Consider the following 14,089-nt stretch of genomic DNA (forward strand, 5'->3'; position numbering starts at 1 on the left):
AATTCCACAAGTTCTTACAATTCCATCATATTGTGTCCCATATGTCGATATTTCTCATAGCGGTTTCTTAAAAGTTCCTCTTTAGAAAGACTGAGTAGTTTCGTTAATTCTTCTTCTAATGCTTTTTCGAGCTCTTCAGCGGCGCCAGCTGGATCACGATGGGCTCCGCCGGAAGGCTCTGGCACAATACGATCAATGACTTTTAGATCATACAAGCGCTCGGCAGTAATACCCATAGCACTAGCTGCTCTAGGTGCTTGTGTGGAATCTTTGAATAGAATAGACGCTGCTGACTCGGGAGAAGCAACAGAGTAGATAGCATGCTCCATCATCAATAGACGATCTCCCACTCCAAGGGCTAGTGCACCACCACTACCACCTTCTCCAATGACAACTGATATGATTGGAACAGGCAAGTTAGCCATCTCAAAAAGATTACGAGCAATAGCTTCGGCTTGTCCTCTTTCCTCTGCTCCAATACCACAATAAGCGCCAGGTGTATCTATAAAGCAAATGATGGGTCTATTAAATTTCGCAGCCTGCTCCATGAGACGCAGGGCTTTTCTATACCCTTCAGGATGAGGCATACCAAAATTACGATATAGGTTTTCTTTGGTGTCTCTCCCTTTAACATGACCAATCATCGTAACTGGTCGGTCATGAAAAAGTCCAATGCCTCCAAAGATGGCAGGATCATCACCATAGAGGCGATCACCTTTCATCTCAAAGAACTTATCTACAAGTAAACGTATATATTCAACACTATTAGGTCGCTGGGGATGGCGCGCCAACTGAGCTTGTTGCCATGGTGTAAGGTTTTGATAGATATTTTTTTTCAATTCTTTAGCCTTTTCTTCTAGTACAACGATCTCTCCCACTAGGTCAAGATTTTTGTCACGAGTAAAGGCTCTTAACTCTTCGATCTTGGCTTCTAGTTCATATAATGGTTTCTCAAAGTCCAGCGGTGCCATCTTCGCTCCCCCTCTCAATTCCTGCTCTGTGTAAAGCAAGCAGGGTTGCCAATTCTTTGCGCATTTCTGTTCGGTCTATAATTAAGTCGACCATACCATGCTTTTGTAAAAATTCGGCCCTTTGGAAACCTTCAGGTAGTTTCTGACGTATCGTTTGTTCAATGACGCGAGGACCGGTAAAGCCAATTAAGGCACCTGGTTCAGCTATATTAATATCTCCAAGCATAGCAAAGCTAGCAGTGACGCCACCTGTCGTTGGGTCTGTAAGGATCGAAAAGTAAGGTATCCCAGCTTCTGCCAGACTTTTTAAGGCTGAACTAGTCCGAGCCATCTGCATTAAGGACAAGACACCTTCTTGCATTCTGGCACCACCAGAAGCAGAAAAGAGAATCAAGGGACAGCGCTCTTGACACTGGTTACATTTAACCCATAAACCATCCATTTAAACCGCGCCCTTCATTGCTGGAGTAGGAGGCTGTGGTTAATACTATTTAACCACCTAAAGCACCACTGATAATCTCGTGCGCTTCTTCTGCTTCTGATTCTGGAACGAGAATCTCAACTGAACCAGAATCGCCCAAGTGGGGGACACCAACAGGCCGCAACATGACAAGCAGTCCTTCTGTCGTTAAGACATTTTTTAAGTTATCAGCTGTACTACGATTTGGCGCTATATATACTACAGTCCACACCAAGGGTTCACCTCACTTTTATTGACATTCAATTACCGCTTGTCGAAATAAAAATCTATCTTTCCTTAACTTCCCGCTTCGACTTGTCCGTGTTTAGTGTAAAGTATGGCCTTACCTCGAATTTTCATGGCTGATGTATGTTCTGTAAATTGTACAACCATAACTTCGCCTTTATCCAATTTTTCTGAATGATGAAAGCGAGTATCTTTCCCTCTTGTTAAACCTATAATGGTAACTCCATTCTCTAATGCTTTAACAACTAGATAGTCGCCTGTAATAATCTGTTCGTTCTCTTGCAAGGAGAACACACCTTCCCTTATAAATTACCAGATCTTTTTAAGAATAGCATAAGATTGCTTTTCAATGCAAACGAGCTGGAAAATTTCTCATTTCTTTTCCTATGCCCTTTTTTTTGTCCTTTTAATCGTCATCACCTTAGAGCCGACAAAGTTCTCCAGTTCTATTTGTAAATGTGGATTTTCTTGAACCCAATATACTGGGGACAGTTGAAAAGCTCGACTGTCATTAAGAAAAATCAATTGAACAGGTGTAGCACCTTGGTGTTTCTGTAGAATCTCTAAGAGGGCTTCTACTGTTTTTTTCTCTGATGAAGCGAAAGGAACTCGCAAAATCACCACCTTATCGCACTGCTCTGCTTCTACTGCTTTTTGGTAAGTTAAAGAAATTCTATCTTCTGGCTGGAGTAAGGTTAGACGTTCACTAAAGACTTTCTTATTTTCTTCTTCATAATGAATCTTTCCTTCTACGATCACAATTCCTTCATCAATTAATTGACTGCTATAGCTATTATAGGTGCGAGGAAAAACAAGTACTTCAATAGCTCCGGCCCAGTCTTCTAGAGTGAAGTAAGCCATAACTTCACCACGCTTCGTAGTAGTCCGTCGCAGTCCATGAATAATACCACCAAGGGTGACTCGCCTCTGATCCATTTCTCTTTGAATCTGCGCTAATGGCAAGGTTGTTCTATTTTCTATTAGAGGTCGCACTTCTTCTAAAGGGTGACCACTAAAATAAAAGCCTAAAAGCTCTTTCTCCATTGTTAGAAGATCTCGATGGGGAAATTCTGTCACCGACGGTATTGGTACATCGTCGTTATAACTTTTCTGCCCATCTTCACCAGCTTCTTCAGCGCCAAAGTCGAAAAGATTCATTTGACCTGTCGCTAAGTCCCTTTGCCGCATTTCTGCTACTTCCATGCATTTATCAAGAATCATCAACAAAGGTCTTCTGGGGCCGATAGAAGCCATCGCTCCTGCTTTGATTAAACTTTCTAAGACTCTTCTATTTACTTGTTTTCCATCAACACGAATGCAAAAGTCCACTAAACTGCGAAAATGCTTATCCTTCTCTCGAGATAATAATATTGCTTCTATTGCATTTTTGCCTACATTCTTAACAGCAGCTAATCCGAAGCGAATCTTATCTTTCTCACCCTTCTCGCTTACGACAGTAAAATCAACATCAGAGAAATTTACATCAGGAGGCAAGACTTGAATAGACATTTGTCGACAAGCTTCAATGTATTGAGCTACTTTCTCTGAACTATCAGCGGCGTTAGTTAATAAAGCGGCCATAAATTCTAGAGGATAGTTAGCCTTCAAATAAGCAGTCTGATAGGCTATCAAGGCATAAGCGGCTGAGTGGCTTTTGTTAAAGCCATAGCCCGCGAAAAATTCCATAAGGTCAAAGATATGCCCTGCTGTTTCTACAGCAATTCCTCTCTTTTCTGCTCCTTCTATAAACTGACGTCGCAATCCTGCAATTACTTCAGGTTTTTTCTTGCCCATTGCGCGGCGTAACATATCGGCTTCACCTAGTGTAAAGCCTGCTAGTTCACTAGCAATTCGCATTACCTGTTCTTGGTAGAGTATAACACCATAAGTATCTTTCAAGATAGGCTCTAAAGCAGGATGTAGATACTCCACAGCTTTGCGTTTATGCTTTCGGGCAATAAAATCATCGACCATGCCTGATTGTAATGGACCTGGTCGGTAAAGTGCCACAAGGGCTACAATATCTTCAAAATGAGAGGGCTTTAGCTCTTTGAGAATAGCTCGTAAGCCCGCACTTTCTAACTGAAAGACGCCAAAACTATCGGCACGACCAAGCAAGGCATAAGTCTTAGCATCATCTAGTGGAAGCTCTTTTAAGTCAACCTTTTTTCCCCTGCTTTTGGCAATCTTGCGAATAGCATCACCGACTAAAGTAAGGGTCTTTAGGCCGAGGATGTCCACTTTTAAGAGACCTATTTCCTCGACCTGATCTTTAGCGAATTGAGTCGTTACACCTTCGTCAGAACCTCGCTGTACCGGTAAATAATCTACTAGTTTCGTAGGAGCAATTACAACGCCAGCGGCATGCGTTGAAGCATGACGAGGCATGCCTTCTAGAGCTTGAGCTGTCTCAATAAGTTTCTCTACTTCCTCATTCTCTTTAAGCTTTTGTAATTCTGGGCTTACTTTCAAGGCTTTTTCTATAGTCATACCTAGTTCAGCAGGAATGGCTTTGGCAACTTTATCAACTTCTGATAATGGTACGTTTAAGACTCGACCTACATCGCGAATAGCCGCTCGAGCGGCCATAGTTCCGAAAGTGATGATCTGAGCAACTCGTTCACTACCGTACTTCTTAACGACATAGTCAATCACTTCACCACGGCGTTCAAAGTCAAAGTCTATGTCTATGTCAGGCATGGAGACGCGCTCTGGGTTAAGAAATCTCTCAAAAAGCAAGTCATAAGCTAAAGGATCAATATCAGTAATCGCCAGAACGTAAGAAACTAGACTACCTGCGGCAGAGCCTCTACCTGGACCAACAAGAATATCATTTTGACGGGAAAAGTTACAGAAGTCTTGTACGATTAAGAAGTATCCTGCAAAGCCCATACGACAAATAGTCTGTAGTTCAAAAGCAAGTCTCTCTTCATAAGCTTGTTGACCACTAATACCGCGCCTAGCCATTCCTTGTTGACAGAGATAGAGAAGATATTTTTCTGTCTCTTCCCAAGTTACATTAGGCCAGGGCGCTTGGTCTTGTTGTGCTTTCCAATATTCAAAATGCCCATCCTGAGGTATGGGGAAAGGTGGCAAATAATTGACACCAAAAGTAAAGTCTACATGACAAGCTTCAGCAATAGTTAAGGTGTTGTTTAATGCTGAAGGATAATCACCAAAAAGAGCTGCCATCTCTTGAGCACTTTTTAAGTAAAATTCTTCTCCTTGAAAACGCATCCGTTCACTATCCTGAAGTGTTTTGCCCATCTGGACACACATCAGCACGTCTTGAAGATAAGCATCTTTACGGTTTACATAGTGCACATCATTAGTTGCAACTAAACCTAATTCAAAAGCTTGGGCTAGCTTAATTAATTGTCGATTAACTTTTTTCTGTTCCGATAGGCCATGATCTTGTAATTCTATATAAAAATTTTCTTTGCCAAAAATTTGATGATATAATGCTACCCGCTCTTTGGCTTGTTCTTCCTGATCTCGTAAAAGGAGTGAGGGGATCTCACCAGCTAAGCAGGCACTTAAAGCGATGAGACCCTTGCTATACTGAGCTAGTAGTTCATGATCTACTCTTGGCTTATAATAAAACCCTTCTAAATGAGCTTTAGAGACAAGGGCCATCAAGTTACGATAACCTTCTAAGTCTTTCGCTAATAAAACTAGATGATGCTGTTCTCCGTCTTTTTGAACATCTCGATCTTTTCTGTTTCTTGCCGCAACGTAAACCTCACAGCCAATAATTGGTTTGATTCCTCGAGCTATTGCTTTTTTATAAAAATCAATGACACCATACATTACACCATGATCAGTAATGGCTAAGGCTGGCATCCCTAAGTCAATTGCTCTATCGATTAAGCGGGAAATACGGGCGGCACCGTCTAACAAGCTGTATTCTGTGTGTGTGTGTAAATGGACAAAAGGTTGACGCAGGAGAGTTCACCACCAATTCTAAACTCGGTTATATCTTTTTCTTCACTCCCCACGGCTCTTCCTTCTTCTTTTTCTGTCCCCTTCGAAAGCATTGTTCAAATTCTTTAGCCGCTTGAATTGCCTCTTTCTTATCATCAAAGTAGCCAAGCTCCACACTATAGCCTTTTTGAGCTAACCAGCCTATTCTTCTTTTGTGTTCTTTCACCATTACTTTGACTGCTTCGGGCATAATAAATTCTGGAGCTCCATCAAGACCTAGCTGTAAACCTACTTTTAGATCTAGAAGACCAGCACCAACTTGCCTTGGTGGTGCTTTCAAGCTTCGAGTGTTGCGCATAAGATGGGCAAAGATTTCTGATTCCGTCATTTTTCTACCTAATCTATGCTCTTCTAGGGCTGTTAATAAGGCGGCGGCACCTGTAACGTGAGGAGAGGCCATCGACGTTCCTCGCAAAGAAGCGTAACGTCGACCTAACCAACAGCTTAATATATCCACACCTGGTGCAACTAGATCTATAGCATCATTAGAATTCGAAAAAGGTGCAACTTTTTCGTTCATATCTACTGCACCGACACAAACAGCTTCAGGAAAAGCGGCGGGATAGGAGCGTTCTATTGTATTAGGATTGCCATCTCCTTCATTACCAGCGGCACAGACGACCAAAATATCTTTATTTACTACTTTACGCACAATTTCGTGGAACTCTTTGTTGTACTTCGAAGTACCTAGGCTAATGTTTACGATGCGCACTTTTTCACCATTAGGGCCTACCCAGTTTGCAATCCACTCTAAGCCTTTTATAACTGCTTGCACCGTACCTTCGCCTTTTTTGTCAAGTACTTTGCCTACTAGAAGTCTAACATCAGGGGCTACACCTACAAGTCCACTGCTTGATGTTGCCGCAGCTACTATGCCTGCTACATGAGTCCCGTGCCCGTTATCATCTTCATAATCATTAGGGTTGCCACCGGTAAAGTTTTTTCCTCCTATTATTCTCTGGCTTAGGTCAGGATGTTCTCTGGCAATGCCTGAGTCTAATAAAGCTACAACAATGCGATTGCCTTGTGTCCTTGGCCAAATTTCTGGTGCCCCAATAAGTTTAATATTTGGTGGAATACTTGTGGGGCTATTTATATTAACAGAAAGGGTCTTAAAGACAGGTAAACGTAAATTCTGCATGATTTACTCCTTTCTTTGTTAAATTATGACTTTACTATACTCTTCATTGTATTCCACCATTTTCCACTAGGTGTCTTGCTCATCTACTCCTTAAGCAAAAAAAGAAACCTCGTCGCTAGGACAGAGGTTTCTCTAGTAAGGGCTTATGCTGTTTCAATTTTGGCGGCTTCTTCTAAGCCTAATTTTTTGATGTACATTTCTTTAAGTTTGAACTTCTGAATTTTTCCTGATGCTGTCATGGGGTAGCTCTCGACAAAGCAAATGTAACGAGGAATTTTGTAGCGAGAAATCTTGCCACGACAGAATTGAACTATCTCTTCTTCCGTTGCTTCTTCACCATTTTTGAGAATTACGCAAGCCAGCACTTCTTCACCGTACTTAGGATCAGGCACACCTACAACTTGAACGTCTTTAACTTTCGGATTCGTATAAAGGAATTCCTCAATCTCTCGGGGATAAATGTTCTCACCACCCCGAATAATCATATCTTTAGCACGACCTGTAATCTTACAATAGCCATGTTCATCCATGACTGCCAGATCGCCTGTGTGAAGCCATTTTTCTTCATCAATGGCCTCTGCAGTTGCTGATTCATTCTTGTAATAGCCAATCATGGTGCCAAAGCCACGTGCACATAGTTCACCTTGAACACCCTTTGGAACTTCTTCTCCTGTAGCGGGATCAACAATCTTTACTTCAACAGCTGGTAAAGCTTTTCCAACTGTTGAAACTCTTCTCTCTAAACTATCGTAAGGAGTTGTTTGGGTAATAACAGGAGAAAACTCTGTCTGACCATAAGCAATTGTAATCTCTCGGACACCCATTTTTTCTACGACTTTCTTCATCACTTCGATAGGACAGGGTGAACCAGCCATAATACCTGTTCGCAAAGAAGAAAGATCAAATTGGTCAAATTCTGCGTGATCAAGCTCGGCAATAAACATAGTTGGCACACCGTAAAGTACAGTACAGCGCTCTTTTTCTACCGCTTTAAGTACTTCCCCAGGGTTAAAAGTTTCTAAAGGAACCATGGTTGCACCTTTTACGACGCAAGCGAGGGAGCTCATCACACAACCAAAGCAGTGAAAGAGGGGAACAGGAAAACAAAGTCTTTCGTTTTCTCCCCAATTCTGCGCTTCAGCAACTTTTTTGGCGTTATTAACAATATTAAAATGACTTAACATAACACCTTTGGGAAAGCCTGTTGTACCGGAGGTGTACTGCATATTAATAGCTTCATCATAGTGAAGAGACTTTTGCCGCTCTTCAAGAGCCGCGTCAGAAATGCTTTTACCTTTTTCAATTAAGTCATTCCAGCTAAACATGCCGGCTTGTTTGTCATCAGGATTCCTTCCAATGAAGACAATATTTTTGAGCAAAGGAAGACTTGATTTGGTCTTTCCCGCTTCTGTATTTTTAAGATCAGGACATAGCTCATTGATAATCTCTACATAATTATTATCTCTAAATCCTTCGATCATCAACAGTGTGGTGCTATCTGATTGGCGCAATAAGTATTCTAGTTCATAAGTACGATAATTAGTGTTAACTGTTACAAGGACAGCACCAATTTTGGCACTACCAAATTGTACATAGAGCCATTCTGGATAATTAGTAGCCCAAATAGCAATATGTTCTCCTTTTTGAACACCTAAGGCCATCAAACCTTTAGCAACTTCGTTGCACTTTTCTTGAAATTGACGATAGGTAAGTCTAAGATTTCTTTCATCGGTGTAAATAAGTGCTTCTTTTTCAGGGTTTTGAGCTGTTGTCTTGTCTAATAGATCACCAATGGTTATGTTCAATAAATCGGACACTATGAATTCACTCCTCGGCCTTGCTACGACAATGTTTACTTACTTTTATATCTGGCTGGATTTACTGGCGAATTTTGTCTATAAAAAATTTATTATTCTAGATAATAGTGAACAATTCCTTTCTAAGGGTAAAAAAGTTTCAAAAAAGATTATCATAAGTATGAAAAAAGCCTACACAGATATGTGCAGGCTTTTTTCTTGCTCATTATACACCTTGGGCTCTTTATAAACCTTTGGCTTCTGCTAGACTTTGGACAAAGTCTTTTATTATCGGACTCATCTGATCGAATTCAATCAAAAAAGCATCGTGACCATGATGACTTTTGAGTTCTTTATATTCTACTGCTTTTTGCTTTTTCTCCATTATTTTGGTCATTTCGACCATGTAGGAAGGAGGATAGAGCCAGTCAGAGTCAATACCGACAAAAAGCGTTTTAGCTTTTATTCGGCCAAGTGCTTTAGCCAAGCCACCTCGTCCTCGACCAATGTCGTATATATCCATGGCTTTACATAGATAGAGGTAGCTATTAGCATCGAAACGTTTAACTAGTTTTTCACCTTGATAGTGAAGATAGCTTTCTATCTCAAAACGATTGTCATAGCGATAGTAATCATCAGGTCGACTACGAGCCATCCGTCTCCCAAAGCGTAGTCCAAAAAGCTCGTCACTTCTATAAGTAATCATTCCAAGCATGCGAGCAATCGACAGCCCCTGCGCAGGACCAGCCCCTGGATAATAGTTACCCTGATTCCAAGCTGGATCAAGCATAATCGTTTGTCGCATTACTTCGTTGAAGGCAATTCCCATAGCTGTCATGCGACCTGATGTAGCAATAGGTAATACACCGTCAATCTGATCTGGATATGTTACAGCCCATTCAAGAACTTGCATGCCCCCCATAGATCCGCCTATGACACAGAGCAGTCGCTCTATTGCTAAGTAATCTAGCAAGGCTTTTTGTACACGAACCATGTCACGTACAGTAAATACGGGGAAGCTCATCCCATAAGGCTGACCTGTTAGAGGATTAATGCTAGCAGGCCCCGTCGTACCTCGACAACCGCCTAAAACATTAGAGCAAATTATAAAAAAATGATTAGTATCCAGTGGCTTACCAGGACCTATCATATCATCCCACCAGCCTGGATGTTTATCACTTTCATCATATTTGCCTGCCCCATGTTGATCGCCTGTCAAAGCATGGGCAATTAAGATTGCATTCGACCGATCCTTATTCAAGGCACCATAAGTTTCATAGGCTACGGTTATGGGGCCCAATCGGTGTCCTGATTCCAGCACCATTTCCTCAGGAGAGTTGGCAAAAGTAAAGTGTTGAGTTTTTGTGATCAGCTCCCTCGCTGAACGGGCTGTAGAAAACCGAGAGGCCCCTTGATTCATCTATAATCCTCCTGTTATCAAGCTTGCAAAGCCTGATCTAAATCTTCAATTAGATCTTGACCATCTTCTAAGCCAACGGACAATCTAACCAAGTCGGGTGTCACACCTGTATCGCGCTGAGCTTCTTCTGTAAGCTGGCTGTGTGTCGTCGATGCTGGATGAATTACCAGAGACTTAGCATCACCTACGTTAGCAAGGTGAGAGAAAACCTTGAGGCTATCAATAAAGCGCTTACCAGCTTCTAATCCACCTTTGATACCAAAAGTCAAAATAGCTCCAGCCCCTTTAGGCAAGTACTTTTGACAGACATCATAAGATGGATGTTCAGCCACTTCAGGGTAAGAAACCCAGCTTACTTGCTCATGATTCAACAAGAAATCAATGATCTTTCTTGTATTGCTCACATGGCGCTCCATGCGTAGAGACAGAGTTTCAATGCCTTGTAACAACAAGAAAGCATTGAAGGGGCTAATACACATGCCCATATCGCGTAACAATTGCACCCTTGCTTTGATTATATAAGCGGCAGAGCCAATATCTCTACTATAAACAAGACCATGATAACTTGGATCAGCTGTCGTAAAGCCAGGAAAACGATCGTTTTGCGCCCAATCAAATTTCCCTCCATCGACGATGATACCTCCGATAGAAGTACCGTGCCCACCTAAAAATTTTGTTGCTGAATAAACTACAATGTCTGCACCAAATTCTAAGGGGCGACAGAGATAGGGTGTAAGCAAAGTATTATCTACTATAAGAGGTATACCGGCTTCATGAGCCACAGAAGCCACTTTTTCAATATCAAAAATATCGCCTTTGGGATTGCCTATCGTTTCCGCAAAGATAGCTTTTGTGTTTTCATTAATAGCAGCACGGAAATTTTCAGGACAAGTAGGATCTACAAAACGAACAGTAATTCCATACTTAGGTAGGGTGTGAGCAAAAAGATTATAAGTTCCTCCGTAGAGGCTAGTAGATGCTACAATTTCGTCTCCTGTACCTGCAATATTCATAATGGCTGTTGTGATTGCGGCCTGACCTGAAGAAAGGGCTAAGGCACCTACACCACCATCTAGAGCAGTCAGTCGTTGTTCTAAAACATCAATAGTAGGGTTGGTGATTCTAGTATAGATATAACCTGGCTCTTTGAGAGCGAAAAGGTTGGCCGCATGCTCCGTGTCACGAAATAGATAAGATGTTGTTTGATAGATGGGAACGGCTCTCGATAAAGTTTCTGAATCAGCTTTTTGGCCTGCATGTAAAGCTAATGTGTCAAACCGGAATTGTTTTTCATTCATAATTCCTTGGTATCTCCTTCCGCTCTTGTAGATTTTTCATTGGATCAAAAAAGCCCTTCGCAGACGAAGAGCTTTTTTACTATCTCTCATCTGCCAGGACTCTATGTTCCTGAAGGAATTGGCACCATGATCGTAATAGAACTGGTTGCCGGGTTTCATCGGGCCCTTTCCCTCCACCTCTCTTGATGAGCTCCTATTATATTGTGCAAATTTAGTGTTTTTTCTCCACTTTGAAGAATACGAATCCAATTGTAACGCAAATATGATAAAGCGTCAACCCGTTCCAAGTGATAGAAATAGTGGGAGTAAGCTCTGCTTTTTTTCGCATTATAAAGGAAATAAATCATTAATGTAGAAATATGCCTCACAAAGAACTATTGATACGATTGGAGTGCGATGGTTCATGAAAACTACGGAAAATATTGAGGATTTCTCAGAACTATCTGAGTTAGATCGTTTTTTCTTAATCAATCTTGACTTACTATGTATCGCCGATACAGATGGTAATTTCTTGAAGGTTAACAGGGAATGGGAGTCTATCCTAGGATATTCCATAGAGGAATTAGAGAATAGAAAGTTTTTAGATTTCGTCCATCCTGATGATCTCGATGCTACTTTGGATACCTTGTCAAAGCTGGGGGCACAAGAACAAATATTGAATTTTGTCAATCGCTATCGCTGTAGAGATGGTACTTATCGTTATATCGAATGGCGCTCTCAGCCCTATGGAAAATTGATTTATGCTGCCGCAAGAGATATTACTGATCGGATTACGAATCAACAAAAACTTCAAGACTGGCATGATTTAATGCAGTATATCATCAAACATAACCCTAACGCCATTGCTGTGCATGATAAATACTTGCGTTATCTTTATGTAAGTGATCGTTATGTCGAAGATTATGGACTTAAGGGCCAAGATATTATCGGGAAAAACCACTACGATGTTTTCCCTGATATCCCTAATAAGTGGAAAGAGATTCACCGTCGTGCTTTAGCTGGTGAAGTGTTGAGCTCTGAAGAAGATACTTTTGTACGCTTTGATGGAAACATTGATTATACTAGTTGGGAATGTCGCCCCTGGTACGAATCGGAGAAAACAATCGGTGGTATTATTCTTTATACAGAAGTAATAACGAAGCGTAAAGAAGCAGAAAAAAATCTAATAAAGACCAAAGAGCAAGCAGAATCAGCTAATATTGCCAAAAGCCAGTTCCTTGCTAATATGTCTCATGAAATACGAACTCCCATGAATGCCATTCTTGGTTTTCTAGACTTGTTAAAGAATACAGATTTGACAGATGAGCAATTAGAGTACATGGCTTATATCAACACCGCTTCGGAAGGTTTGCTTCATGTCATAAATGATGTATTAAATATATCAAAAATAGAGCTTGGCGTTCTAGAACTCAATGAAGTCGAATTCAACTTACGTTCAACTATTGAGTGCGCTATATTGCCCTATAGTGCAAAAGCACAGGAAAAAGGTCTGGACCTTCACCTGCTTGTGAAGTCCGATATTCCCCAGACTGTTCTGGGAGATCCTTCTCGTCTTCGCCAAGTTTTGTCTAATCTTTTGAATAATGCTATTAAATTTACCGAACAGGGCGATATATACATTGAAGCTGGCTTAAAAAGCCGTGAGCATGATCAGGTAGAAGTATTTTTTACCATACATGATACGGGGATTGGCATGTCTGAAGATGTTTTAAAGCGCATCTTTAATCCTTTTGCTCAAGGAGATGCTTCTTCCACACGCAAGTATGGTGGTACAGGTTTAGGCCTCTCTATCTCCAAAAAAATCGTAGAAAAAATGCAGGGCCAAATTGATGTAGTAAGTAAAGTCAACGAAGGTAGTACTTTCACTTTTACTGTTCGCTTAGAAGAATTAGCTAATAAGAAACCATTAGAAACGCCCTGTTACTCTATCTTACAGGGTAAACGTATCTTCATTGTTGATGATAATAAAGCAAACCGTGATATCTTAAAATTTTATCTCGAAGAAGCCGGTTGCATGGTGCAAGAAGCTAGCAACGCCGCCGATGCTCTTCGTGAATTGATGCGTCGAGACAAAAAGGTCATTCATTTCCATGCTCTTTTGATAGATTATCAAATGCCTGAGATGGACGGTTATGATCTTTCTACAGCCTTGAAAGCTATGCCTTCAACTAGAAACATCCCTCTTGTACTGCTTACTTCAGTTGCTAGTATCGGAGAAGCTCAAAAAGCAAAGAACAATGGCTTTGCTGGCTATCTAACTAAGCCCTATAAACGAAACGAATTATTGGAATGTCTAGCTACAGTTGTTATGAGCAGCGATAAAAATATAAATCAAGAGCTTTTTGTTACTCGCCATAGTACCTTAGAAGCAATTTTCATAAAAAAACCGAGAATCTTACTTGTAGAAGATGACTTAATAAATACAAAATATTTCCTAAACCTCTTAAAAAAGAAAGAGTTGCATTGTGATCTTGCTAAAAACGGTCTAGAAGCAGTGCAAGCCTGCGAAAAAAAGAAGTATGACATAATCTTTATGGACTGCCAGATGCCCTTAATGAACGGTTATGAAGCTACACGAAAAATTCGCCTAAAAGAAGGTGCAGATAGCAACACACCTATCATTGCTATTACGGCCTATGCTATGGATGGTGATGCCCAAAAATGTTATGACGCCGGTATGGATGATTACTTAAGTAAACCTGTAACGTCACAACAAATTGAACAAATGATTGAAAAATATTGTCGTAATCTAGATAGCCTTTAGCAAGCTAGT

9 protein-coding genes, 1 pseudogene and 1 riboswitch are annotated in these 14,089 nt (G+C 41.0%); of the genes and pseudogenes, 1 reads left to right on the top strand and 9 read right to left on the bottom strand.

Going from position 1 to position 14,089, the window contains the following annotated elements; genetic code table 11:
* Nucleotides 1-14: 14 nt before the first annotated feature.
* The 9 genes and pseudogenes from accA to F9B85_RS05195 all read right to left on the bottom strand — a co-directional run bounded on the left by accA (nucleotide 15) and on the right by F9B85_RS05195 (nucleotide 11,316).
* A complete protein-coding gene (gene accA, locus F9B85_RS05155) occupies nucleotides 15-971 on the bottom strand; it encodes an acetyl-CoA carboxylase carboxyl transferase subunit alpha (protein ID WP_151619223.1) in 957 nt (318 codons plus the stop codon).
* Nucleotides 952-1,374, bottom strand: a pseudogene (locus F9B85_RS05160) (acetyl-CoA carboxylase carboxyltransferase subunit beta); the annotation flags it as partial. The gene accA and the pseudogene F9B85_RS05160, both read right to left, overlap by 20 nt.
* A gap of 88 nt (nucleotides 1,375-1,462) precedes the next feature.
* Complete coding sequence (locus tag F9B85_RS05165) at nucleotides 1,463-1,663, bottom strand: putative signal transducing protein (protein ID WP_151619225.1); 201 nt, start codon at nucleotides 1,661-1,663, stop codon at nucleotides 1,463-1,465.
* A gap of 65 nt (nucleotides 1,664-1,728) precedes the next feature.
* On the bottom strand, nucleotides 1,729-1,962 hold the full coding sequence (gene mtrB, locus F9B85_RS05170; protein WP_151619227.1) for a trp RNA-binding attenuation protein MtrB: 234 nt from the start codon (nucleotides 1,960-1,962) through the stop codon (nucleotides 1,729-1,731).
* 99 nt (nucleotides 1,963-2,061) lie between these two features.
* Nucleotides 2,062-5,622: a DNA polymerase III subunit alpha gene (locus tag F9B85_RS05175; protein ID WP_151619229.1), complete on the bottom strand. Its 3,561-nt coding sequence runs from the start codon at nucleotides 5,620-5,622 to the stop codon at nucleotides 2,062-2,064.
* Between the two features lie 28 nt (nucleotides 5,623-5,650).
* Entirely contained in the window at nucleotides 5,651-6,802 is a 1,152-nt protein-coding gene (locus tag F9B85_RS05180) for a S8 family peptidase (protein ID WP_151619231.1), read from the bottom strand.
* 143 nt (nucleotides 6,803-6,945) lie between these two features.
* Nucleotides 6,946-8,619 (bottom strand): AMP-binding protein, encoded by a 1,674-nt coding sequence (locus tag F9B85_RS05185; protein ID WP_151619233.1) that lies wholly within the window; start codon nucleotides 8,617-8,619, stop codon nucleotides 6,946-6,948.
* A gap of 223 nt (nucleotides 8,620-8,842) precedes the next feature.
* Nucleotides 8,843-10,018 carry a homoserine O-acetyltransferase MetX gene (gene metX, locus F9B85_RS05190; RefSeq protein WP_151619235.1) on the bottom strand — a complete coding sequence of 392 codons (1,176 nt, stop codon included), beginning with the start codon at nucleotides 10,016-10,018 and terminating at the stop codon, nucleotides 8,843-8,845.
* 17 nt (nucleotides 10,019-10,035) lie between these two features.
* Nucleotides 10,036-11,316, bottom strand: coding sequence for a homocysteine synthase (locus tag F9B85_RS05195; protein WP_151619236.1), 1,281 nt, complete (start codon nucleotides 11,314-11,316; stop codon nucleotides 10,036-10,038).
* 83 nt (nucleotides 11,317-11,399) lie between these two features.
* Nucleotides 11,400-11,508, bottom strand: a riboswitch (SAM riboswitch).
* Nucleotides 11,509-11,719: 211 nt separating this feature from the next.
* On the opposite strand from F9B85_RS05195, the gene F9B85_RS05200 reads away from it, so the two are divergent.
* The gene (locus F9B85_RS05200; protein ID WP_151619238.1) at nucleotides 11,720-14,080 is read left to right on the top strand and encodes a response regulator; all 2,361 of its coding nucleotides are present in this window, start codon (nucleotides 11,720-11,722) and stop codon (nucleotides 14,078-14,080) included.
* The last annotated feature ends 9 nt before the right edge of the window (nucleotides 14,081-14,089 follow it).

Source organism: Heliorestis acidaminivorans, assembly GCF_008933955.1.
Taxonomy (GTDB): domain Bacteria; phylum Bacillota; class Desulfitobacteriia; order Heliobacteriales; family Heliobacteriaceae; genus Heliorestis; species Heliorestis acidaminivorans.

What these genes read in the sequence shown, in the direction of transcription:
- F9B85_RS05200 (WP_151619238.1), top strand. Translation starts at nt 11,720, where the DNA reads ATGAAAACTACGGAAAATATTGAGGATTTCTCAGAACTATCTGAGTTA.
- metX (WP_151619235.1), bottom strand. Translation starts at nt 10,018, where the DNA reads ATGAATCAAGGGGCCTCTCGGTTTTCTACAGCCCGTTCAGCGAGGGAG.
- F9B85_RS05195 (WP_151619236.1), bottom strand. Translation starts at nt 11,316, where the DNA reads ATGAATGAAAAACAATTCCGGTTTGACACATTAGCTTTACATGCAGGC.
- F9B85_RS05180 (WP_151619231.1), bottom strand. Translation starts at nt 6,802, where the DNA reads ATGCAGAATTTACGTTTACCTGTCTTTAAGACCCTTTCTGTTAATATA.
- accA (WP_151619223.1), bottom strand. Translation starts at nt 971, where the DNA reads ATGGCACCGCTGGACTTTGAGAAACCATTATATGAACTAGAAGCCAAG.